Here is a 23,482-nt window from a genome sequence, read left to right as displayed (position 1 = left end):
CTAATACTCTGCATCACTCTTTCTGATATACACGGGTCCCTCATGATCTTCAACTTTTTTGCAATTTTTGTTTGTAAGAAAACAATCAAGTAAAGTTGTTGAAAGGGTTTCTTTGTCTGCTTCTATCAAGGTAATATTATTCGACTCAATAGATGCTCCCGCTTCTTCATTAAATTTTTCAGTCCCAAAGCCACAAATAATAGTTTTTTTGTTTTTGTCAATCAGTTTAAGAGCATCTTCTGCTCTTATATCAAAAGCTTCCGAGATCGGCTTTTTGTTTTCAAATGCTTGCACATAAAAGCAGTCTCTTTTTGCATCAATAACCGATAAAAACTGATTTTTATCGCCATATTTAGAACAAATGGCCTCCAAAATAGAAACACAAAAAAACCGGGCATTAGTTTGCAGCTGAATCGCTTTTGCTGTTGAGTAAGCAAGTCTTAAACCGGTAAAACCTCCCGGTCCCTGAGGACATACTAAAACATCGGTTTCGTTTATAGAAAAACCTGCCTGTTTTACGGCAGTTTCTATTGCGGGGATCAGTATGGCAGAATGTCTGGCTTTAGCCGGTGTAAAAACGGAGGTAAATGTACCGGCATTTCCTTGAGCCGTTATTGCAACAGAGGAAAAACATGTATCGATACAAACTATGTTCATAAAGCCCCACAGAAGTCTTTGTTATCGATGATGATTTTTCTGGAATTATCATCATTTACCATTATGCCGATATAAATAGTGTTTGGGGGTAATACTTGTTTTACCTTTTTACTCCATTCAATCACGCAAACTCCATCTCCATATAACATTTCTTCAGTACCAAGGTCCAAAAAATCCTCAACTCCTTCAAGTCTGTATACATCCATATGATATAGGTGCAGACGACCTGAGTATTCCGATATTAGGGTAAAAGTAGGGCTTGTAATATCTTCTTCAATATCCAATCCTTGGGCTATACCCTTTGTCAGATAGGTTTTTCCTGCTGCTAAAGAACCGTCAAGGGCTACAACATCTCCCTTTTTTAACTGTTTTCCTATTTTTTTCCCTAAATTAATAGTATCGTCTTCGGTTTTTACTGTAAATTCCATCTTACGGTAATTTCCTTGCTTCGATTAAACGGCGGACGCAGGCTTTTAATTCCATCATTATCTGTAAAACAGGATAGTCTATTTTGTCTATCATCTGTACCTGTATTTCGGTTTCTCCCGTAGGCTTGTGTTCTACAAAAAATTCTACCTTTCCATTTTGTTCTTTGCCGAATATTGTATATATCGCTGTTCCTATATATTTTTGTCTGTAATATATATGTGTATCTTCTTTTTCAATATTTTTTATTTCAGAAACAATCATTTTTCATCTCCGCCTGCTTTTATTGATAATAACCCATTTCCAAGCTTTTTTACAAGCGGTGCCAATTCGTATTCTGCAATATCAGAAATTTCTACCGTATCGGTATCTTCAATTGCATTAATAATAGCGTCCAAGTTAGAAGATATCTCTCTTTGGTATTCGCAGAGGGTCATCTCTCCTAACTTTAAATCTTCATTAATCTCCGCAATATCAAATAGTTTAGCTGTTTCATAGAGTTTTGCCAAATTAATAGAGAAGGTTTCAATTGTCTTTATAATTTCAACATCGTTTCCCGTTTGAACTTTAATGGGAATTTTCTCGATTTCTTCCGAATTTTTTATAAATTCATCACCGAGTCCTTTTAATAGTGTCCGTATATCCTCTCCGCTTGTTGTAAACAGTTCAATATTTATTTCCATTTGATGAGAATCTTGAAAAAGCTCATCAAGTTCGTTTAAAGTTAATTCATTTCCATTCACTAAGACTTGGGTTATAGTGCTTTTATGATTTCTGCATTCTTGTTCTATATTCCCAAGAACATCACCTATAGTTATTTCTTGTTCAAGTTTTAATTTAATTTCTTGTCCGTTTAATTTTACTTTCATTTTTATTCCTTATTTATTTTGATTTTGAAGTTGCTTGTTAAAATTATCCATCGTTTGGGACTGTTTTTGTAAACTTTTTAAGGTACCGTCCATTATTCCGTATTTCTTTTTAAGCGCCAGTTCTTTTTCGGCAAGTTTTTTGTCGTAGTTTTCTATTCTTTTTTGGGAAGAATCCATCTTTAGTTTTAAAGAATCGGTTTTTATGCCGAAGATACCGCCTCTTTGCGTGTACGGGTTTATGTATTCATACATTGCATGAGCAAGGCCTGAATCTATTAAAATATCTCCGTCGGAATCAAAGCCGAAAAACAGTTTTACCTCTTCCATATTGTTCTTTAAGACTTCATCAAGCTTTTTTTCGTCAATTTCCAGATATCCGCGAAGGCGCGACATGTCTATGCCGCCCGAAGAATCGGATTTTGTGGAAATTCCAAGTTGAGCCAACATAAATATTTTGGAATCATCTGCAGGCTTATAGGCGGTATTTATTGTTTGTCTTAAATTGGATTTTAATGTCATCAGAGTAGAGTCGCTATACATTAAACCTAATTTTTTTTGAGCATCTTCAACTTCCGATTCTGAAAGATAGGTCAGTTCTTCTATGATTTCGGGCTTATTTTGTGTTAAAATATTTATTTGAGCAAAAACACGGTTATATTTGGCTACCAACTCGATGATCGCATTTTTGACGGCATCTATATCCGGTTTTATGGTAAGTTTTTCCTGCTTTTCCGAAGACTCATTGGCATGAATGGTTACGTTAGGCACTAAATCGTCGATATCGTTTTTTTCTCTTTTAATTTGAATGCCCTCAAAATTGATTATCGCATCCTGTGCCGTTGAAACCGGGTTTACGGGAACATAGTCTCCGGCTGCCTTAGGATCAAATATTTTAATATTTTCTATAAAGACGGCCTTTTCTGAATTATTATTGTTTATTGCAAGAGCTTTTACGTCTCCGTATTCAGCCAAAGGAATCGTAATTGTCTGTTTTTCGGCATTTTCCGAAAGAGGGGGTAGGGGAATAAGTACTCCTCTTGTCGATTCTAAGGCTAAAATATTCATATCAACTTTTGGACCTGAGGTTTCCTTGGGTTCCATTTTAGTTTTTTCAAGGCCGTCGTTTGAAGGTTCATTTTGTATCACAATGCCTCTGTATGCGATTGAGCCTATTTGTTCATAAATTTTTTCGCCCGTTTCTTCTTTTTTTACGGTTTCTTTTGACGGTTCCTTAATTGAAACCGTAAGTTCCATGACATATTGCCCCTTGGCTCTTACAGTTTCGGAAAAATCTATTTTTTGAGAGGTCTCGGGCTTAGTTTCAATGGAGGAAACTGAAGTTTTTATGGCAGATGTATCATTCTTTTTGATGAGTCCCATTTCAATGGCAAAGGGTAGGGCATCATCTGCAAACTCCAATCTGTTTTTTGCTCCTGTTATGTTGGATGAAAAAAGTAAGGACTTCGTATCCGGGGTTATTTTTATTTCGCTTATATTTAAAATTTCTTTTGCTCTTGAGTTTACAAGGTCTATAAAACCCTTATATTTTCCGCCCTTCCAGTTTACGGATATGGTTTTTTCTCCTACCTTAAAAGTATATATTCCTTTTTTTATTTGAAGGTCGTTATTGATTTCAGTACTTAAAAATTTATCGGATTCTGCAACTTGAACTATACTAAGTTTTACATTTTGATCCTTAGCTCCTCTTGAAGCTGTTGCGGTAAAGGATCTTTCATTTGAGGATTCTGCTATTTTTTCTACAAAGGGATTATTAAAAGAATATAGGTCTCTGGCGGCATTTCGTACTTCAAGAGAAAATTTATTTACCTGCCTCCAGGAATCATCCTGCAATTTTAAACGCTCGAGTTTTTCGGCTTCTCTGTCGCGAGGAATTCTTTCCTTTTTCATCAAAGCTTCAACGAGCTTTTCGTATGTATTATTGACTCCCGGTATACTTAAATCGGACATTTAAACCCCTATTTTTTTAATACCTAAAAAAGGGAAATTTCCGACTATATTGATTCATCGAATAAAAGGCCGACTGTTTCAAGTATTCTTGCCTGCAGTCTTTGTATTGCCTCGGATGGTATTTCCCTTATTACCTTGTCGGTATTTGCATCTATTACCTTAACAACGATACGGTTTGTTTCTTTATTTACTCTAAATTGTAATTTTCGATCACACATGTCGCATAACTTTTGGATTTGTGCAACCGCTTTTGAGATTTCATTCGGGTCCACCAGCGTTTTTTGATTTTCGGCTTGTTCGGCAGCTTCCTTTTGTACTATTACATCCGATGCAGCTCTCATTGAGCCGTTAATCACTGTATCACGTTTTTGTTGTAATGCTGCTTGGTGCCCTATGCCGTTTATTTCTATACTCATAAAAAACCTCCTTGGCTTTAAAATAGACATCATCCGTGACATCTAAATATAGTTTAACGTTTTAAGCATCAACTCTTAGCAGTAAAAAAAAGGAAGAAGAAGGGCGCATCTTCTTTCTTCCTAAAGATTCTAAAGGTCTTTAATTTTAAGAGATGACATCCGGTTATCTCTTTCAGTATCGGCCTTTACAAGATCTGCTTTGTTATTGAAGAAGCCTAACAACAGCTTGAGGCTGAGCATTGGCTTGTGCCAACATAGCAGTTCCTGATTGGATCAAGATCTGGTTCTTTGTATAGTCTACAATCTCTTTAGCCATGTCTGCGTCTCGGATTCTTGATTCGGCAGCCTGCATATTTTCGGCAGCAATTGCTATACCGTCATATGCCATTTCAAACCTATTCTGATATGCACCTAGGTCTGCGCGCTGCTTGTTAATCTGCTTAAGAGCATTATCAAGGGCTCCCAATGCCATATTTGCACCGTCTACTGAAGACATTGAAATCATCTTGTCTTCTCCGCCTTGTTGTGCTCCTATAATACCGAGTGCTGTAGCTGTCATTGTTCCTATATAGATCTTTTCTCTTTGATCCATATTTGCACCGACATGGAGCTGCATAGGTCCTGTTACGGAATCTTGAGCAAAACGGCCTGTTAGGATATTCATTCCGTTAAACTGAGCATGGCTTGCGATTCTGTCTACTTCATCAACAAGCTGTGAAACTTCAACTTGAATCTGCATCCTGTCTTCGGCGGAGTAAATACCGTTTGAGGCCTGTATAGCCAACTCTCTTAATCTCTGTATTATATCTGTCGTTTCACCTAAGTAACCTTCCGTTGCTTGAATGAAAGAAACACCGTTTTGAATATTCTGTCCGGCTTGGTTTAAACCTCTGATTTGGCTGCGCATCTTTTCGGATACGGCTAAACCTGAAGCATCGTCACCTGCACGGTTGATTCTTTGTGCACTGGAAAGCTTTTCGATGTTTTTTGCGAGATGAAGTTCGTTGACTCCTCCCTGTCTCTGTGCAAACATTGCACTCATATTGTGATTAATAATCATATGACCCTCCCTGAAGTCCTATAGTTCAGCATCCTTTGCTGAAAAATACTCCTGTATTTTATAACTGCATAAAATTTTGCGCCTTTTATACAAATTATAAAGACAGTATTATTAACAATTTTATTCAAACTGCTAATAATACTGTAATACAGGGCTTCATAAGGGCCGCCCATCAAGGGCATTTTTTCAAAGATCTTTTAAGTGTCAGGGGAATTTCCCCTGACGCCTAACACATTATACTCTTATAATCAAAAAAATACAAGAGTATTTTACAAATTTGTTACCTTAAAAGAGACATTACAAGCTGGCTGTTGTTATTAGCCTGAGCGAGCATTGCAACACCGGTATTCGACAAGATTTGGTTCTTGGTATATTCTACCATCTGTTTTGCCATATCTGCGTCACGGATTCTGGACTCGGCAGCTTGGAGGTTTTCCGAGGCTATATCGAGACCGACAACCGTCAACTCCATTCTGTTCTGGTAACCGCCAAGGTCAGCTCTTTGCTTGTTGATCTTTTTAAGACCCGCATCGATTGTTCCAATGCTCCTATTTGCAGCATCGGCTGTTTCGATTGTCATGATTTTTTCATCACCGATATCTCGGATACCGAGAGCTGCAGCTGACATTGTTCCAATGTAGACGCGCATTCTCTGATCCATGTTGGCACCGATGTGGAACCACATAGAACCGGTAACAACATTTTCACCGGTTTCGCGTGCAAAGCGGCCTGTAAGCATGTTCATACCGTTAAATTGGGCTGAACTTGCAATACGGTCAACTTCGGCAACGAGCTGCGAAACTTCGACCTGAATCTGCATTCTGTCTTCGGCAGAATAGATACCGTTTGAAGCCTGAACAGCGAGTTCGCGGATTCTCTGCATGATGTCGGTTGTTTCCTGCAAGAAAGCTTCGGCTACTTGGATAAAGTTAATACCGTTTGAAGCGTTTGCAGAAGCTTGGTTTAAACCTCGAATCTGGCTTCTCATTTTCTCGGAAACTGCAAGGCCGGAAGCGTCATCGCCTGCACGGTTAATGCGTAAACCGGATGAAAGTTTTTCGATGTCTTTACCGATGCGTACATTGGTAACACCCTGCGTTCTCTGTGCGAACATCGCACTCATGTTGTGATTGATAATCATAAGATATTCCTCCCTGGAATAATGTGTTTACAAAGCATCCTTGCTTTGTTTTGAGGATAGAAAACCCTCATTATCTATCTTCGGTTTTCTGTTTCTAAAACTTTAGGCTTTTTTTAAAAAAAATTAAAAAAAAATGAGGTTTTAAGCTTCATCATCGATATCTGCCGGATCTTTTAGTGCATTTGAATCAAAAAGACGGGAAAGCTCCCTTTCAGAATATCGTTTTGATATTGAAAAATTATCTCTTACAATTTCAATAGTTTCTTTATCAAGTATCAGTTTTTTTTCGTCTCTAAGATATAACGCAAAATCTTCAAAAACGGAAAGGGGCAGCCAAGGAAAGGCTATTTCGAAAATATTAAACCATTGGCAATAGGGAAGGGTCGTTTCTCTATTTATAAGAATACCCTGATCTTTTAGTTTATCGCGTTCTTCAGGTTTCAGGGTGAACATTTTTTGATTTAGCAGTTCACAATACTCTTGAGTAGAAAAAAGGGCGCCTACCTTTCTTATCAAATCCATTTTATAAACTGAGGGTATATCTGCTAAAATAGACGCCGTCACTATGTTCATGCCTTCAGAGACGATTTCAAAAGGTTTTTTGTTCTCATTCGAGGCCAGCTCCATTGTACGTTTGATATCACCTTTTTCTAATAGTGGAAACAAAATTTCATCATTATTCAAGACTATTCTCCCATAAAAACTTTAATTATAAAAAGTATTCTATCACATTATTAAAAAAAAAACAATGTAAAACTTACATTTGAGTTCCAAAGGCTTCAACAAACCTTGGAATTAAATCATCAAATTTCCCTTCTATGTACAGGCCTGAAGCCTGTTTATGACCTCCGCCTCCAAATGATGCGGCTATCTTGCTTACATCAATCTTATCCAAGGATCGAAAACCTACCGAGCAGTGGCTTGGAGAGTCTTGTCGTACAATACAGATTGCCTCGACCCCTTCTATCGACTGAATCAATTGATACAATATATCGGAATCTCTGCTTTCAAGGCCGAATTCCAGTAAATCATCATAAGTTTCATACGAAACAACAAGTCTTCCGTCATAATAGGTCTTCATTCTGTTTAGAATTCTGGAAATAAGGAGGCGTGATTCAAATTTTTTACCTCCGTTTATTTTCATAAAGGTTTGTTTTGGATTGGCTCCGGCTTCAATAAGACGGGATGCGTGAGCAAAAACTTCAGCGCTTCCTGCATCCAAATGTCTAAAAAATCCCGTATCCGTGCAAAGACCGAAAAACAGGGCATCGGCTTCTTCTTTTGTAAGTTTTTCTCCCATTTTTTCAATTATCGACTGAATTAGATAGGTTGTAGAAGGGGCTTCCGGCATTATAAGAGAAGTATCCGATTTTTCGGTATTGGTAGCATGATGGTCAATTATAATGTAATTAAAACCGCTGATAAGCTCTGCTATTTCACCTACGCGGTCAAAGTTTGAACAGTCAAGGATTATCAGCCCCGTAGTTTTAGGATTTATTTTATCGGAAATTTTCAGCTTATCCGTAAAAAGATGTTCATATTCCTTTATTTCGGTACGCTTAAAAGGTCCCGCCGACATTAAAATACAATTTTTATTTTTTCTCTTCAAAAAGAAAGACATTGCAAGGCAGCTTCCGATACAATCCCCATCGGGCTCTTTATGACCTGCAATTATAAAATTTTCATACGCATTTAAAAATTCCGGCAATTTTTGGGGAATTAAAGGTTTCCCGATTGTTGAGCTGCTATTGTTATGCATGTACTCCTCATAAAATTCCTCTAAGGTGGTTACCTTAGAGGATGTAAATAGCTTAGATTGTTTTAGATGTTAAAATTTTAGTTCAAGACTTTCTACGCCGTCAAATTTGCCGTTATATTTATTCGGATCTTTTAATACACCCCATATGGGGCTTCCCAAATCTCTGGGAGCAGCTATTTTTATACGATCAAATTTTCCGTCTTTAAGATAAAAAGATAAATACGGATTAACTCTGGTGTTTACCAATTCCAGCCTAGCTCGTCCGTCTTTAGGGTCAAGCCAAGATTTTGGAATAAAAACTTCTGCATGTTTTAATCCCGCTCTTCGGTAAATAATATAATAACCATCTGAATGTGTAAATATTTTCAAAATTTGAACATTTACATAATAAACATCCGCCTCCTCAATCTTTTGTGAAAAAGCCGGGGCAATCGTAAAAAGGGAAAAAATTAGAACTAAAAAGACCAAGCTTAATATTGATTTCTTCATATATTCCTCCAGTTACCCCATTATACACATAAGTTATGAATTTTGCAAGCGTAAAGGCGTAAAAATCTTACAATATTGACAAAGACTTATAAAAAATGCTATTTTGTTTCACCTAGGAATAAAAAATGGATAAAATTAGTTTATTTGAAGTTAATAATTCGAAATTATTAAATGAATTTGCTCTTTTACCTTTTGAGCTTTATAAGAATGATAGCTCATGGGTACCGCCTATTATAAGCGAATACAAAAAGTACGTGTCCGGAGCCGATAATTCTTTATGTGATGTAGGTCCTCACGTAAAAATGGTTGCTAAGATTGAAGGCAAAACGGTTGGACGTATTTTGTACGGTATTGATGAGAAATTGAATGACTATAAAAAAATGAAGGTCGGTTATATTTCTCAATTTGAATGTATTGAAGACTATGCTGTTGCCGAAAAAATGCTTAATGCGGCAAAAGAATGGTTTTTACAAAAAGGTATGGATAGAATTAAAGGGCCTCTTTCTCTTCCGGGAGGGGAAGATAACCGCGGATTTATAACCGACAATTTTGAAACCCGTACCTATATAATGAATACCTATAACAAAAAATATTATAACGATTTTTTTATCAAGTACGGATTTGAAAAATATTGGGATTGCTATGCCTATCATGCCCGTTTTGATGATGTAGATGCAAGCCGCTATGTCCGCTTAGCTCCCTTGGTAGAAAAACGGTACGGCTTTCATGTAGATAATATCGATTTAAAACATAATGTTGAGCGTGAGGCCGGCGATATTCATTCAATCCTCCTTAATTCCGAGCCGGAAGAGTGGGAAGACTTTATGCCTATGACCCGCAAAGAAATAGATATGGTTGTAAAACAGCTTATTTCATTTGCAGATGAGGAGCTAATTTTTATTGCAAGGAGCAATGAGGGCAAGCCCATCGGATTTAATGTTACCCTTCCTGACTATAACGATGTATTAAAACACCTTAAAGGAAAACTTTTCCCGTTCGGTATCTTTAAATTCCTTTATTACAAGAGTAAAATGAAGCGTCTTAGAACCTTTGTTCTCTTTGTTGATCCTCAGTATCACAATAAAGGTGTTTCGGCAGCTATTTATTCCCGTCTTTACCAAGCGGCTATAAAAAAAGGCTATCTGGAAGGCGAAGGTTCCACTATTTGGGAGTATAATATTCCTATGATTACCGATATTGAGAAAACAGGAGCAAAAAGGGATATAGTTTATAGAATTTATCAATATCATTTAAACCGATAATGTATTATTGATATTGTTTGCCCTTTCTAACCGTAAACGGCTTTACATAAAATATAAATAGTATTATACTCAATATAAAATAAATCTTTAGGATGGTTTTATATGACTGTAAATGATAGAGTTGCCGCTTTAAGGCAAAAAATGAAAGAGCATTCTTTAAGTGCTTATTTAATTCCGTCCTCTGATCCCCATCAGAGCGAGTATTTACCTGAAAACTATAAAACACGGGAGTTTATCTCAGGTTTTACAGGGTCGGCAGGAACCGTCCTTGTTACAAAGGATAAGGCTATTTTATGGACTGACGGCCGGTATTTTCTACAGGCTGAAAAACAGCTTAAAGGTTCGGTTGTTGAACTTTATAAAATGCTTGAACCCGGTGTTCCTACCATAAACGAGTTTTTAAAATCCGGCTTAAAATCGGGTGAAAAACTCGGAATGGATGGTAAGGTTGTTTCAGTGTTCAATTTTGATTCCATGAAAAAGGAGCTTGAAGGTATAGAATTTGTTACCAATATCGATTTAATAGGCGAAATATGGGAAAACCGTCCTCAGGCAGTTTTAAGCAAGGCTTTTATACTTGATGAAAAATATACCGGAAAATCGGCAAAAGAAAAGATTCAAGAAGTCCGCTCAATGCTTGCCGAAAAAAAGGCAGATTCTACGGTTATCGGAGCCCTGGAGGACGTCTGTTACCTTTTTAATGTCCGAGGAAGAGATATAAGATGCAATCCCGTAGTTACTGCGTATGCGCTGGTAGATAAAGCAATAGCCGTTATTTTTATTTCGGAGAAGCAATTAACTGATGATGTTAAGTCATACTTTGCTTCACAAGGTATTACGGTGATGGGATATGAAGACGTATTTACAGAAGCCGCAAAACTTACAGGGAAAGTTTACATAGATCCTGCAAGAACAAATGTTTATCTATACAACCAAATAAAAGCTAAAACCGAAAAGGGCTTAAACTTAACCTCGACTCTTAAAGCAATAAAAAATGAAGTTGAACTTAAAAACTTCGATTATGCTATGGAAAAAGACGGCGCTGCCATGGTAAAAATCCTAAAATGGGTAGAAGAAAATGCCGGAAAGGGTATTACCGAATGGGATGTAAGCGAACAGCTCTTAAAATTCCGTGCCGAAGGCAAGGATTTTTTGGAAGAAAGTTTTGAAACTATTTCAGGTTACGGACCGAACGGAGCTATTATTCACTATGCTCCTTCACCTTCCAATTCTGCAAAACTTGAAGCCAAAAGTTTTTTGCTTTTGGACAGCGGCGGTCAGTATCTAAACGGTACAACCGATATTACTCGAACCATTAAGCTTGGAGAACTTTCAGAACAAGAGAAAATGGACTATACACTTGTTCTAAAGTCTCATATTTCTCTTGCCAGGGCCAAGTTTAAGGCCGGAACTACAGGCCATGCCATAGATACTATCCCCAGAGAGCATCTTTGGGCTTATGGAAGGGACTACAAACATGGTACGGGTCACGGGGTAGGTTATGTTCTTTCAGTTCATGAGGGACCTCAATCTATTTCAAGCCGTTTTTTAGATGTTCCTATGAAGCTTGGTATGGTAACATCCAATGAGCCCGGCCTTTATGTTGCCGGAAGCCATGGAATCCGAATTGAAAGTCTAGTTGTTACCACCGAATTTAAAACCACCGAAGACGGAGAATTCTATCAATTTAAAACAATAACTCTTTGTCCAATTGATACAAGACCTATTGTACCAGGAATTCTTTCGGATGAGGATATTAAATGGCTTAATGAGTATCATAAAGAAGTTTGTGAAAGACTTATACCTTATTTGGATGAAGATCATAAAATTTTCTTAAAAGAAAGAACAAAGGCAATTTAAGCTATAAAAAATGCTTTAAAATTGAAAAAAATCATTTTTTTACTCGACAAAGTATGAAAAATGATATAGAATGTTATATACTGATATAAACAAAGTAAGGAGTATTATTATGAAGACATTAAACTGTGATATTTGTAGAAAAGAGCTGGTGAATCCTGTTACGGGAATGACTTACTGGCATATCCGCGAATATGACGTCTGTGAAGCTTGTAAAGATGCTATCGAATTTAAATTAAAACCCATTATCCGAAAGCATTTTCCTTATTCTCAAGATTGGTATGAACATGAGTTCATAGCACTTATTGAAAAAGGTGTTGCTGCAAGACGCCCATAAGAGATTATGGTTTGAAAAGGACCCGATATGTAATCGGGTCTTTTTTTTTGATTAAACCTTTAATAAAAATAATCACAACAGGGTAGAATTATAAATTTATAAAATAAAGTACTTTACAAAATAAAGTAGGTATGCTATTATCATATAGGAATCTAAGGAGGTTCATAATGAAAAAAAATATTCTTTCTATCTGTTTGTTTTTAAGTGTTTTTACCTTTATTCATGCGGAGCAGGAAAACCGTGATGTTACCGGCCTTGCATTAGAGTATGGGCTTATCGGCAGGCAAAGTGATTTCGGTATATCGCTAGCCATTACTTCTCCTTGGCTTTTTCATAATGCCTTTGCATTACACTTAAATGCTGATTGTTTTTTTCCTAATTCACAGCGAAGAACTCCATATTATGTGCTTGATTTTTCTGTTCTTGGCGGGTCATTGATGCAAACAGCAAACATCCGAGTTTACGGAGGAGGAGGTCCCATATTAATTTTTCCGGTTCAAAAAAATAAGCCCAAGGTGCTTGTAACGGGACAAGGATTTTTCGGTTTTGAGTTTTTTATGGGAAAAAGCCCGGCTGGTTTGAGCTTTTTTATAGAAATGGGCGGCGGAGGCTTCGGTTTTACTGCAAAGACCGGTTTACGTTATACGTTTCCGATGCTGTATCGTGAAAAATAGCATTAACTTTTTAGTATTGTAAGGGAACTTTTATGAATGATAAAGAGATAAAAGAAAGGTTGGCTCTAATAAGTGCATTAACTGAAGATGTTCAAGAAGGGCTTGAAGATATGATAGTGCCTTTTTTACTGTACGGAATTACGATTCCTATAGGCACTTTTATATCCTATTTTTTGGCGAAGTCAGGTTTTAGTTTGTTTATCCCTCTGCTTTGGCTTTTTATAATGACGGCATGTCAATTGTTTTTAGCTCTTTTTATGAAGCGTAAGCAAAAAATAAAGATTAAAAGGGCTACCGACAGGATTCTTGCTGCCTTGTGGGGAAGTATCGGTGTCGGCCTTATTTTAGGCATGATACTGGGTATTTTAGGAAAACTTGATTTTAATACAAACTTTTTTAATATCGGCCTTTGTCTTGCCATAGGTCATGCCGCAACCGCAGCTATGGTACAAAAAAAACTGCGCCTTTTTTTATGTATTGAAGCTTTGTGCTGGGCAGGATGTGGAGTTGTCTGTCTTTTTGCCGCACAATATACGGCTCCTCTTATAATCGGAGTGGCAACCTTCATATTGCTCGGATTACCTGCCGCTGTTGCTATAGTTATAGGTAAACGGAAAAAAACGGTAAAAGCGAAATGAGTATACCCGATAATACGGAAACTTCTTTTGATCATCGTCTTATTGATGAACAGCTATCGTCTCGTCTTAGGCTTGCGGTAATGTCCGTCTTAATCGGCTGTGAAAAAATAGAATTTACCCTGCTAAGGGAAAAGGTAAATGCAACCGACGGCAATTTAACCGCACACTGTAAAAAGCTGGAAAATGCAGGATATTTGAAGGTTGAAAAACTTTTTGTAAACCGCAAGCCCCTTACCCTTTATTCTGTGACGGATGAGGGGCGTAAGGCCGTAAAAAATTATATAAAACAGCTTACATCCCTTATAGAATAGGTAGTGTTTTTTTCTCAGGCTCCATTGACATATTTTGTCTTTTTGTGTAATATTAAAATCTATTTTTTTTAGAAAGAGAGTAAGGAGTTTTCATGTCAGGACATAGTAAATGGGCGACAATTAAACATGCCAAGGGCGCAGCTGATGCTAAAAGAGGTCAGCTGTTTACTAAATTTATCAAAGAAATTTCAATTGCTGCAAAAATGGGAGGCGGAGATCCGGCCACTAACCCAAGACTTAGAACAGCTGTTTTAAAAGCTCGTGCTGCAAACATGCCTAAAGACAACATAGAAAGAGCAATTAAGAAGGGTACAGGAGAGCTTGGAGCTGTAAACTATGAGGAGCTTTTGTATGAAGGCTACGGCCCCGGCGGAGTTGCCGTTTTGGTTGAAGTTTTAACGGACAACAAAAACAGAACAGCAGCCAGTGTTCGAAATATTTTTACAAAGAGCGGCGGAAACTTGGGTGCAACAGGTTCCGTAGCTTATATGTTTAACCGAAAAGGTGTTATAGAGTATGATGCCGAGGTGGTCAGTGAAGAAGCAATTATGGAAGCTGCTCTTGAGGCAGGAGCCGAAGATATTGCAACTGAAGACGGTGTTATTACCGTAACAACCGATCCCAACGACTTTGCTTCGGTTCTTGAAGCTTTACAGGAAAAGGGATTTGAATCGGTTTCTGCTGCCGTATCGATGGTTCCCGATACCTATGTAGCCTTGGATGCCGATACGACTCAAAAAGCCTTAAAGATGATCGATAAATTGGAAGAAGATGATGATGTTCAGACCGTTTCCTCAAATATCGAAATCCCTGAAGGTTTTGAGATGCCGGAATAATGTTCGAAAATGCTTTGGCAGCCTCTAGAAACTTAAGTTTTTAAAGGTTTGGCTATAAAAAAAGCCCTTGCAGCTTAATCAAAAACTGCAAGGGCTTTTTTATTCTTAATCAAATTTTACTTTGTTATAAATTTAAGCAAATCGATTACTCTATTGGAATAACCCCACTCATTATCATACCATGAAACAAGTTTAAAGAATCTCTTTTCACCTGGAAGGTTGTTTTGTAAAGTTGCCTTGCTGTCATAGATTGAAGAATGAGGATCGTGAATAATATCGGTAGAAACTATTTCTTCATCACAATAGGCTAAAACACCTTTTAGATAGCTTTCCGAGGCTTTTTTTATTGCCTTATCAATTTCTTCGATAGAGGTATTTTTTTCTGTGCGGATTGTTAAGTCCACAACGGAGCCTGTGGGGGTAGGAACCCTAAAGGACATACCTGTCAGTTTTCCTTTTGTAGTAGGAAGAACTTCTCCTACAGCTTTTGCAGCGCCTGTGGTTGAGGGGATAATATTTACGGCTGCAGCCCGTCCGCCTCTCCAGTCTTTTAGAGAAACACCGTCTACAGTTTTTTGAGTTGCCGTGTAGGCATGAATGGTTGTCATAAGACCTGTTTCAATGCCGAAACCTTCTTTTAAAAGAACGTGCACAACAGGAGCCAGGCAGTTTGTAGTACAGCTTGCATTTGAAACTACATGATGCTCTGATGCCTTATACTCGTTTTCGTTTACGCCCATAACAAATGTTTTAATTGGCTTTGCAGGATCCTTACTTTTTCCGGGAGCGGAGATAATAACCTTTTTTGCTCCGGCTTCAAGGTGTTCATAGGCCTTTTCATTTGTATAAATACCGGTGCTTTCAATTACAACATCTATTCCAAGTTCCTTCCACGGTAATTGTGCGGGAGTTAATCCCTTTCCCGATATACACTTAATTTTATGGCCGTTTACTACAAGGACATCATCTCCGTCAGTGCCTATTTTGGCGTCCATCTTGCCTTGAACCGAATCGTATTTTAGTTGATAGGCAAAATACTTTGCATCCGTTGAAAGGTCAACAACCGCAACAACATCGAATTTGTCTTTTCCAAGCAAGTTTTGATTTACCAAGGCTTGAAAAACAAGTCTTCCGATTCTTCCGAATCCGTTGATAGCTACTTTCATAAAAACTCCTTATTTTTATTGTTTTTATATTAACCTATATTAGGTCATATGTCAACTTTATTTAAGTTCATGCCATTTAGTTAAAATTTAACACAATACCGGCTTCAGCATTGAAAAAAAACTTTTTAACCCGGCTTCCGGCATTTGTTAAAGAAAAAGAAAATACCGAAGCGCCTAAATTAACAAACCACTCAATATCGCTCGAAGCAGAATGACTTATTCCTGTTTCCAACACAATATCGGCTATTTTTTCATTTAGTGATCCTGTCTTTTGAAAATGATTTACTCTATAAATTATATTTAAGGGAATTCTTATTCCCGACGGTTTTGAATATGATACCGTATAAAATCCTATATCGGATATTGAAATATGCGTTTCGTCCGGATTGTCAACAATACTTTTGTTTTTTTGACTCAACTTTATGGATGCAATTATGTTTGGAAATCTCCAGCCCAAGTCAAAGTGTCCGTTTTGAAGATATACGTTTTTAGTTTTTACCGATGCTAATGGAATCGAAAAATTTGTATCCAATGATGTAAAAAAACCTATCGGTAATTTAAAGGATAAGGATGTTCCTAAACCCGGCTGAAAGATTGTGCTTACATTTTTATTGTCAAATCCTGCATTAAATACACTTAACGTCGGACCGATTGCGATATTTATCATATCGGTTGTATAAGCTATTCTTCCCCAAATTATGTTTCCTATGCCTAAATGTCTTTCAATAGCTAATTTTCCGTTTACATTTTTACCAAGATCTTCATTTAAGATCAACTTAAATCCGAAGTCAGGTATTTTTCCTGTATAACCATTTGAGTTAAAAGGTGTGTTTCCCACGGTTATAGATGCCGTAACATCAAGAGAAAACAAAATACTCACGCATGTAAAAAAAACTAAAATACCCAGTATCTTTTTCATTAATACACCGCCTTTATTGATATTTGTGCCGTTATCATTTTTGATATATCGTTGTAAAGCAAGGGATTTACAGGTAGACGAAAATCGAGTGTAAAGCCGTCTGCTCTTATGGTATAAAAAGGACTGATTAAAAACGAGAAGGGGGTTATCATTGTAGGTTTTAATGGATTTACCGTTCCCATCAGATGGATTCCGCCTTCCATGTTTTTTGTTTCAAGATTTCCAAGGCCTACATCAGCGCTTAAACCGGTAAAAAAAGAATCTTTTAATAAGGGATCATTGATGCTTTTGGGAAGTAAAAAAACAGGTGCTACAAAACAAGCTATGTTTGATCTTATCAAATCTTTTTTTATTCTCGCCTCAAATGATGCATAAAAATTTGAAGTAAAGTCTTTAACATCAATATTTTCGATTTTTATTTCCGCTATACCTACCTCGGTAAAAAAGTCATAGCTGTCATCTGCCTGAAAAAGCATTGCAAGACCTGACCTGATTTTTGTTTTTATCACATTTTTTGGAAAAGAGGCTCCGGCAAAAAAATCAAAGGCAAAAAAGTCAAAGGCTCCGCCCATTCTAAAATCCGATTTTATTTGAAGATTATCTCCCAATTTTTCATTCCAAGTCAGGTATGTTCCAAGGTAAAAACCGGAAAAAAAGGCTCCATAAATTCCAAATCCGGTTCCTTGTACAAAATTGCGCGGACGGAAAGCCGAAGCGGGATGATAACGCCTAAATTCGGGATCAGGCATTTTTACTTTAAGGTGTTCCTGTAAAATGGAGTCTGAACCTAAGGTATCATATGTGCCGGTAAAGACAGCAAAAGAAAGAGGGCGATTTTGTATTTTAGGAAAATTGAGGGATGCTCCTAAAAAGCGGAAATTTCCATCGAACTTCGGATCTTGAGCCTGAGAAAAAAAATCTATAAGCTTGTCAATATTTGCATCGATATTCATATCAAAGTAAAACTTATTAGACGGTTCCATCCTGAGTTTGAGCTGTATTAGAGAGTCGGCGGTTACATATGGTTTGGTAGTTAAGCCGTAAAAAGTATTGGTGTTTTCAAAATGAGGGACCGAAAATCCTTGGGAAAAAACAAGGGAAGTCTTTATTAAAAAGAAGAATAATAAAAATTTTATTTTTTTGCTTTTGATACTCATACCTGCATATTTTACAATAAATTTAAAAAAAAATCTAGTTAAGTTTAAAAAAAAGCTCTTATAAATAAAAAAACTAAAAAAAAGCAGTTTTCTTCTTGACTAATATTGCAAATAGTATAGAATATACGTATGAGTGATTATCTTGATATCAATAACGAAGAACTTTTAAAAGATTTTTTCAGTGAAGCTGAACAACAGGTCGAAATACTTGAAAGCAATGTTTTGGTTATAGAGCAAAATCCCGAGGATCGTAACTCCATTGATGAGATATTCAGAGCTGCTCATACTTTAAAGGGCGTTCTGCTACTGTAGAGATGTTGGAGTTGTCTAAATTTACTCACGCAATGGAAGATCTTCTTGATGAGATTAGAAGCGGTTCAGTTAAAGTAACCGGAGAAACCGTAGATTTGCTGTTAAAATCCATAGATATAATTAAACTTATGTTGGATGCCAGAGCCTCAGGTTCCATATACTCGGATGATGTGTCCGGTATTGTAAATCAATTAAGATCATTTATTCCTGCAAAGGCAGAAAAAAAGAGCAGTAAGGCTTCGGCACCTAAGGTTTCTATTCCTGCATCAGTTTCTCCTGTTTCTGCACCGAAAGTTCAGGCTTCGGCTTCAAATTTGGATATCAAAGATTATTTTTCAGAGTATGAAATTCTTGAGTTGGCAGAGACAATCCAAAAAGGTGAAGACTTATATGCCGTTATAGTAAAATTCGATGAATCCAATTTAATGAATTCCGTAGGCGGTATTCAGGTTTTTGCCGCCTTAAAAGATTATGGCAGCGTTTTAAAAACAGTTCCCGATTTTGATGCCTTATATGAAGACGAATTCCATGAAACGGTAATTTACTTTTTATCTTCAGCATCGGACAGCAAAATATTGGAAAAGGCAGCCTTTATAGGCGATGTTACTCTTTCTGCAAGTGCCGAAAGACTTGACATTAAGGATAAAACTCCTGAAAGTCCCAAACCTGCAAAGGCTGCTCCTGCACAGTCTGCTCCCGAAGCTAGCGTTTCTGAGGTAAAAGTTTCCGAAAAGACGGAAGAAAAAATTGCTGAAGAATCTAAAGAGCAGCCTTCAAAACCTGAGAAAAAACAGTCTCAAACAAGCCCGCAAGGAAGCGGCCATTCATCCGGTTCCATATTGCGTGTAGATGCAAACAGAATAGATTATCTTTTGAACTTGGTAAGTGAGACCGTTATAACTAAGGCCTCTTTAAATCAAAGCACTATTGAATTTGCAGAGCTCTACGATAAGTTTCAAAACTCCAGTACAATTTACAAGGATAAAACGAGAAGGCTATTGGATAAGATGCCCGAATACCTTGAAAAAATTCAGCAGGGTTATGATATCAATTCCATAAAACAGGATGTTTTAAACGAATATTCAAGCCTCTTGGAGGTTTTCGGAGATTTTGACTCTTTAATGAAGGCTGCCGTTACAAAGTTTAAGTCTTCATCTCAAAACTTGGGCCGTATTTCCGGCGAACTTCAAGAAGGGGTTATGAAAATACGAATGGTTCCCATCAGTCAGATTTTCAGCCGCTTCCCTCGTGTGGTTCGAGACCTTTCAAGAGACTTAAATAAAAATGTTCAACTTGTAATTGAAGGTGAAGATACTGAACTTGACAAGTCGGTTGTCGAAGACTTGCTTGATCCTATAATGCACTGTGTAAGGAACTCTCTTGATCATGGTGTTGAGTCTCCGGAGGTAAGAAAAGGTCTTGGTAAGCCGGAGCAGGGAATCCTTCTTCTTAAAGCCAGTAACGAAGGCAATATGATTGTTATTGAAGTCGCCGATGACGGTCATGGAATTGATGTTGAAGCGGTAAAGCAAAAGGCTGTTGAAAGAGGAATTTTACACCCGAATAAAAGCCTTACCGATGTTGAGGCCTTCCAGTTGGTTTTTGCTCCCGGTTTTTCGACAAGTAAAACGATTTCGAGCGTATCTGGCCGAGGTGTAGGTCTTGATGTAGTTAAGACTCATATAGAAAAATTAAACGGAACCGTTATGGTAGAATCCGAACCCAATGTCGGAACCCGTTTTATTATAAAACTTCCCTTGACTCTGGCTATTATACAGGGGCTTTTGATCAGGGTAGGGGACGAAGTTTACTCGATTCCTATTACTTCGGTTATAGAAAGTCACAGGGTAAAACCGGATGAAATTAACCGCATAGATAATTATGAAGTTTTTAATGTCCGTGATGAGGTATACAGCCTTTTAAGGCTTAACCGCCTGTTCGGTATTACATCGGCAGAAACCGATGATGACGGATATAATTATATAGTTGTTGTGGGAACCGAAGAAAAAAAAGTAGGTCTTATGGTAGACAGTCTGATTGGTGAAGAGGCTGTTGTAATAAAGCCCTTGAAGGATCAGTTTACTAATTCTCCGGGAATTGCCGGTGCTTCTATTTTAGGCGACGGCTCCGTTTCGTTGATTATAGATGTTGCACAGCTGCTTGAGCTTGGCTTAAAGCAGGAAATGCAGGCTAGGGAGCGCCGCGAGGCTTCAATTTGGTAGGTTAAGGAAAGACATTATGGAAGAAATGAAAGAACTAAAGGTAAATACGGGCGTAGGCATCGGAGATACTGATTCTCTACACGAGCAGATGATTGTTGTAGATTTTAAGATGGTAACATTTTCTCTTGCCGGTAAAGATTATGCAATAGACATTATGCGTGTTAAGGAAATAGCAAAGGCCGGAAATTTTACCTATGTACCCAATACTTCTCCCTTTGTTTTGGGAGTATACAACCTCCGCGGTGATATTATTCCGATAATCGATTTACGTATTTTCTTTAATATTCCGGTACCGGCCCGCAAAAAAAACCAGCCTGAAAGTATGGTTATCATAAATGTTCAAGATCAGACCTTCGGTGTTGTAGTTGACTTTATTGATAAGGTTGTGGGTGTATCCAGCAGTACAATTCAACCCCCTCATCCTATCTTCGGCGATATAAATATTAAATATATTCACGGTGTTGTAGAAAACGGAGGTCATCTGTACATTCTTCTTGATGTCGATAAGATATTTGCTTCGCGTCAAAAAGAAGAAGTCAAGGAAGACTTGGCTCCGGTTGCGGCAAGTGTAGTAAAGGAACCTGTAAAGCTTCAAGGCGGCCAATCTTCAGAAAATCTGGATATAAAATTTATAGGCGATACATTATCTGCTATGGGTAAATTCTATATTTCTGCAGTTAATGAAGATTGGGTCAAGGAAAGGTATTTGGAGTGGAAGGATATGCGTCCTTCAGGAAGCTTACAAATTCAATCCGAAAAAGATGCCGGAGAATTTTTATCCTCTTTCTTGTCACCTTTTACAAAGAGCTTTTGGAGCGAGGCCTATATAAATGCCTATTATAAAATGCTTCCGGAGAATGCTTCTTCCGTAATTAATGTTTGGTGTATAGGATGCGGTCAAGGATATGAAGCATACAGCCTTGCTGTTCTATTAAAAATGCGTTATCCTCGTGCTCATGTAAAGATTTATGCAAATGATTCGGATTTGTTGGCTATTTCGAATGCTCCCATGCTTTCGGTTCCCGATGATATTGCTTCCGGTATTTATGAGCCCCATATTACAAAGACTGCTTCCGGAAATTTGACATTTTCAAAAGAGATAAAAGATATGATTCTTTTTGAGTACCATGATTGTACTCATCAAAATGCCGTTCCCGATGTAGATATAATTGTTGCAAGGGATGTTTTATCGTTTATGAACCCAAATGTTCAGAGAACCCTGATAGAAGAATTTAGGGAAAAACTTAAGGATTCCGGACTTATAATTCTGGGTCATAATGAGGCAATGCCCAAGCAGGACGGCTGGCTGAGAAACAGCTCAGGTGATATTGTAATTTTTACAAAAGAATAAATATAAAAGGATAAGGAGAAATAAATGCGTGTAGAGTATATTAATCCGTTTAGCGAAGCTGCTTACAATATCCTGTCACAAGTTTTAAGTGAGGATATAAAACGCGGCGACTTGTACCTAAAATCGACTTGTATGCCGGTTATGGGCGTCGCAGCTATTGTAGGTCTTGCCGGGGATGTTGAGGGCCGAGTCATCTTTGATATGACCTTGGATACGGCTTTAAAGATTGCCTCTGCAATGAATAACGAGGAATTGGCAGAATTTGATGAGCTTGCTCGCGCAACGATTACGGAATTGGCTAATCTTATTACGGCGCAGGCTGTAACAAAGCTTCATGACTTAGGATTTAAGTTTGACTTAACTCCTCCGGCTCTGTTTACGGGCGAAAACATGAAGATATCCAATAATGATATCGAAGCTTTAATTGTGCCGATGACGGCTCCGCAAGGTAGAGTAGAAATCAACGTTGCAATTCGTGACCGAGTATAAAAAAGTTAAAGGAGTTTTATTATGATATCGAAACAGGACTTTCCCAATATTAACGAGAGGGCACCTGAAGGGAAAAAACCGGATGGAACGCCTTACAAGATTTTGGTTGTTGATGATTCTATATTTGTTACAAAGCAGATAGGACAGATATTGAATAGCGAGGGCTATGAAGTTGTTGCTACAGCTGTTGACGGATTTGAGGGCGTTGAAAAATATAAAGAGTTATGTCCCAATGTTGACCTCGTAACAATGGATATTACTATGCCTAAAATGGACGGTTTAACTGCCTTGGAACAGATAATGGCATTCGATAAAAATGCCAAGGTGGTTATGATAAGTGCTCTGGGAAAGGAAGAACTTGTAAAAAAAGCTCTTTTACTTGGAGCCAAAAACTATATCGTAAAGCCGCTTGACCGCAAAAAAGTTTTGGAGCGTGTCGCCGGTGTCCTAGGTATTTCCTAATCTTATAAAAGAGGCTTAAATCTCATGGTTTAAGCCTCTTTTTTTAGTTTTATAAGTCTGTAACGCTTGTTTGCTTTTAAAATAGTATATCTATTGCTAAAACTTTTTTTGAGAGATTTTTTTAGGTTGTAAACGTGATTATAGATGCTGTTTTGTTTTGAAGGAATTTTTTCTCCCCAAAAAATTGTGCTTATCTCTTCATCGCTTAATCCTTTTTGTCTGTTTATAATTAAATGCTTTAGTAAGATTCCGGATTTTTTAGGCAGGCTGTAAATATAGTCCTTATTAAGATCCGGCCTTCTTTTACATTTTGAAAGAATTATTTTGAGGATTTTTTCGTTTCCTCTTATGTTTTCAGGTATTCCGGAAGAGCTCACTATATTGATATTTTTTATATTATAGCAATCTTCGTGAAAATAAGTGCAAATTGTAATATCCTTGTATATCTTTTTTATCAATCGAGCTTCATTCAAACTATAATGGGCCAATTCTTTTGTCGCTACAATGATGGCATCCAATTCGGGATCCAAATAATTACATATAAATTTACTGCCGTTTTCTGCAGCAATAGTTATAATTCCATGATTTTCCAGCTTTTCACACAAAAAGGCGAGAGTTTCTATTTTTCTATCAAAAACCAACACTTTCATAACACCCTTTTATCGGAAAAATTATCCTATCCCTTAAAAACTTTTCAATTCCTA

25 protein-coding genes and 1 pseudogene are annotated in these 23,482 nt (G+C 37.4%); 11 read left to right on the top strand and 15 right to left on the bottom strand.

Going from position 1 to position 23,482, the window contains the following annotated elements; all coding sequences use genetic code 11:
• From tsaB to HYB91_RS05900, 11 genes are all read right to left on the bottom strand, one after another.
• Nucleotides 1-657: a tRNA (adenosine(37)-N6)-threonylcarbamoyltransferase complex dimerization subunit type 1 TsaB gene (gene tsaB / locus HYB91_RS05950; RefSeq protein WP_002678131.1), complete on the bottom strand. Its 657-nt coding sequence runs from the start codon at nucleotides 655-657 to the stop codon at nucleotides 1-3.
• A complete protein-coding gene (gene tsaE / locus HYB91_RS05945; protein WP_002678132.1) occupies nucleotides 654-1,085 on the bottom strand; it encodes a tRNA (adenosine(37)-N6)-threonylcarbamoyltransferase complex ATPase subunit type 1 TsaE in 432 nt (143 codons plus the stop codon). Before tsaE ends, tsaB begins: the two co-directional genes overlap by 4 nt.
• 1 nt (nucleotide 1,086) lies before the next feature.
• Nucleotides 1,087-1,347, bottom strand: coding sequence for a hypothetical protein (locus HYB91_RS05940; RefSeq protein ID WP_002678133.1), 261 nt, complete (start codon nucleotides 1,345-1,347; stop codon nucleotides 1,087-1,089).
• Nucleotides 1,344-1,952: a hypothetical protein gene (locus tag HYB91_RS05935; RefSeq protein ID WP_002671277.1), complete on the bottom strand. Its 609-nt coding sequence runs from the start codon at nucleotides 1,950-1,952 to the stop codon at nucleotides 1,344-1,346. Before HYB91_RS05935 ends, HYB91_RS05940 begins: the two co-directional genes overlap by 4 nt.
• 9 nt (nucleotides 1,953-1,961) lie before the next feature.
• Nucleotides 1,962-3,920, bottom strand: coding sequence for a flagellar filament capping protein FliD (gene fliD, locus HYB91_RS05930; protein WP_002678134.1), 1,959 nt, complete (start codon nucleotides 3,918-3,920; stop codon nucleotides 1,962-1,964).
• Nucleotides 3,921-3,964: 44 nt separating this feature from the next.
• Nucleotides 3,965-4,336 carry a flagellar protein FlaG gene (locus tag HYB91_RS05925; protein WP_002668949.1) on the bottom strand — a complete coding sequence of 124 codons (372 nt, stop codon included), beginning with the start codon at nucleotides 4,334-4,336 and terminating at the stop codon, nucleotides 3,965-3,967.
• Between the two features lie 202 nt (nucleotides 4,337-4,538).
• Nucleotides 4,539-5,396 (bottom strand): flagellin N-terminal helical domain-containing protein, encoded by an 858-nt coding sequence (locus HYB91_RS05920; RefSeq protein ID WP_002668950.1) that lies wholly within the window; start codon nucleotides 5,394-5,396, stop codon nucleotides 4,539-4,541.
• A gap of 280 nt (nucleotides 5,397-5,676) precedes the next feature.
• Nucleotides 5,677-6,537 (bottom strand): flagellin N-terminal helical domain-containing protein, encoded by an 861-nt coding sequence (locus HYB91_RS05915; RefSeq protein ID WP_002678135.1) that lies wholly within the window; start codon nucleotides 6,535-6,537, stop codon nucleotides 5,677-5,679.
• Nucleotides 6,538-6,678: 141 nt separating this feature from the next.
• Complete coding sequence (locus HYB91_RS05910; RefSeq protein WP_002668953.1) at nucleotides 6,679-7,221, bottom strand: hypothetical protein; 543 nt, start codon at nucleotides 7,219-7,221, stop codon at nucleotides 6,679-6,681.
• A gap of 73 nt (nucleotides 7,222-7,294) precedes the next feature.
• Nucleotides 7,295-8,296, bottom strand: coding sequence for a DHH family phosphoesterase (locus HYB91_RS05905; protein ID WP_002678136.1), 1,002 nt, complete (start codon nucleotides 8,294-8,296; stop codon nucleotides 7,295-7,297).
• A 69-nt stretch (nucleotides 8,297-8,365) separates the two neighbouring features.
• Entirely contained in the window at nucleotides 8,366-8,785 is a 420-nt protein-coding gene (locus HYB91_RS05900; RefSeq protein ID WP_002678138.1) for a hypothetical protein, read from the bottom strand.
• A 125-nt stretch (nucleotides 8,786-8,910) separates the two neighbouring features.
• On the opposite strand from HYB91_RS05900, the gene HYB91_RS05895 reads away from it, so the two are divergent.
• From HYB91_RS05895 to HYB91_RS05865, 7 genes are all read left to right on the top strand, one after another.
• On the top strand, nucleotides 8,911-10,047 hold the full coding sequence (locus HYB91_RS05895; protein ID WP_002678139.1) for a hypothetical protein: 1,137 nt from the start codon (nucleotides 8,911-8,913) through the stop codon (nucleotides 10,045-10,047).
• A gap of 102 nt (nucleotides 10,048-10,149) precedes the next feature.
• Entirely contained in the window at nucleotides 10,150-11,907 is a 1,758-nt protein-coding gene (locus HYB91_RS05890; protein WP_002678140.1) for an aminopeptidase P family protein, read from the top strand.
• A 109-nt stretch (nucleotides 11,908-12,016) separates the two neighbouring features.
• Complete coding sequence (locus HYB91_RS05885; RefSeq protein WP_002668962.1) at nucleotides 12,017-12,241, top strand: hypothetical protein; 225 nt, start codon at nucleotides 12,017-12,019, stop codon at nucleotides 12,239-12,241.
• A gap of 167 nt (nucleotides 12,242-12,408) precedes the next feature.
• Entirely contained in the window at nucleotides 12,409-12,915 is a 507-nt protein-coding gene (locus HYB91_RS05880) for a hypothetical protein (protein ID WP_002671262.1), read from the top strand.
• Between the two features lie 32 nt (nucleotides 12,916-12,947).
• The gene (locus tag HYB91_RS05875) at nucleotides 12,948-13,553 is read left to right on the top strand and encodes a hypothetical protein (protein WP_002678142.1); all 606 of its coding nucleotides are present in this window, start codon (nucleotides 12,948-12,950) and stop codon (nucleotides 13,551-13,553) included.
• A complete protein-coding gene (locus HYB91_RS05870; RefSeq protein ID WP_002668966.1) occupies nucleotides 13,550-13,864 on the top strand; it encodes a winged helix-turn-helix domain-containing protein in 315 nt (104 codons plus the stop codon). The genes HYB91_RS05875 and HYB91_RS05870 overlap by 4 nt, the downstream gene beginning before the upstream one ends.
• Nucleotides 13,865-13,956: 92 nt before the next feature.
• The gene (locus HYB91_RS05865) at nucleotides 13,957-14,700 is read left to right on the top strand and encodes a YebC/PmpR family DNA-binding transcriptional regulator (RefSeq protein ID WP_002668967.1); all 744 of its coding nucleotides are present in this window, start codon (nucleotides 13,957-13,959) and stop codon (nucleotides 14,698-14,700) included.
• A 116-nt stretch (nucleotides 14,701-14,816) separates the two neighbouring features.
• Here the strand turns inward: HYB91_RS05865 and gap are convergent, their stop codons facing one another.
• The 3 genes from gap to HYB91_RS05850 all read right to left on the bottom strand — a co-directional run bounded on the left by gap (nucleotide 14,817) and on the right by HYB91_RS05850 (nucleotide 17,942).
• Entirely contained in the window at nucleotides 14,817-15,866 is a 1,050-nt protein-coding gene (gene gap / locus HYB91_RS05860; protein WP_002678146.1) for a type I glyceraldehyde-3-phosphate dehydrogenase, read from the bottom strand.
• 76 nt (nucleotides 15,867-15,942) lie between these two features.
• Nucleotides 15,943-16,785, bottom strand: a complete 843-nt coding sequence (locus HYB91_RS05855) for a hypothetical protein (protein ID WP_002668969.1) — start codon at nucleotides 16,783-16,785, stop codon at nucleotides 15,943-15,945.
• Entirely contained in the window at nucleotides 16,785-17,942 is a 1,158-nt protein-coding gene (locus tag HYB91_RS05850) for a hypothetical protein (protein ID WP_002678148.1), read from the bottom strand. The genes HYB91_RS05855 and HYB91_RS05850 overlap by 1 nt, the downstream gene beginning before the upstream one ends.
• Nucleotides 17,943-18,071: 129 nt before the next feature.
• Between HYB91_RS05850 and HYB91_RS05845 the strand changes: the two are divergent.
• The 4 genes and pseudogenes from HYB91_RS05845 to HYB91_RS05830 all read left to right on the top strand — a co-directional run bounded on the left by HYB91_RS05845 (nucleotide 18,072) and on the right by HYB91_RS05830 (nucleotide 22,778).
• A pseudogene (locus HYB91_RS05845) lies at nucleotides 18,072-20,476 on the top strand (chemotaxis protein CheW).
• 16 nt (nucleotides 20,477-20,492) lie between these two features.
• Nucleotides 20,493-21,827 carry a CheR family methyltransferase gene (locus tag HYB91_RS05840; protein ID WP_002678152.1) on the top strand — a complete coding sequence of 445 codons (1,335 nt, stop codon included), beginning with the start codon at nucleotides 20,493-20,495 and terminating at the stop codon, nucleotides 21,825-21,827.
• Between the two features lie 24 nt (nucleotides 21,828-21,851).
• Nucleotides 21,852-22,316, top strand: a complete 465-nt coding sequence (locus HYB91_RS05835) for a chemotaxis protein CheX (protein WP_002668974.1) — start codon at nucleotides 21,852-21,854, stop codon at nucleotides 22,314-22,316.
• Between the two features lie 21 nt (nucleotides 22,317-22,337).
• The gene (locus tag HYB91_RS05830) at nucleotides 22,338-22,778 is read left to right on the top strand and encodes a response regulator (protein WP_002668975.1); all 441 of its coding nucleotides are present in this window, start codon (nucleotides 22,338-22,340) and stop codon (nucleotides 22,776-22,778) included.
• Between the two features lie 29 nt (nucleotides 22,779-22,807).
• Here the strand turns inward: HYB91_RS05830 and HYB91_RS05825 are convergent, their stop codons facing one another.
• Nucleotides 22,808-23,428 carry a helix-turn-helix domain-containing protein gene (locus HYB91_RS05825; RefSeq protein WP_002671240.1) on the bottom strand — a complete coding sequence of 207 codons (621 nt, stop codon included), beginning with the start codon at nucleotides 23,426-23,428 and terminating at the stop codon, nucleotides 22,808-22,810.
• Nucleotides 23,429-23,482 lie beyond the last annotated feature (54 nt).

The organism is Treponema sp. B152 (genome assembly GCF_024181665.1).
In the GTDB taxonomy this organism is placed as follows: domain Bacteria; phylum Spirochaetota; class Spirochaetia; order Treponematales; family Treponemataceae; genus Treponema_B; species Treponema_B denticola.
Note: the sequence above shows the minus strand (reverse complement) of the source record. Positions and strands in the feature narration are given on the sequence as shown.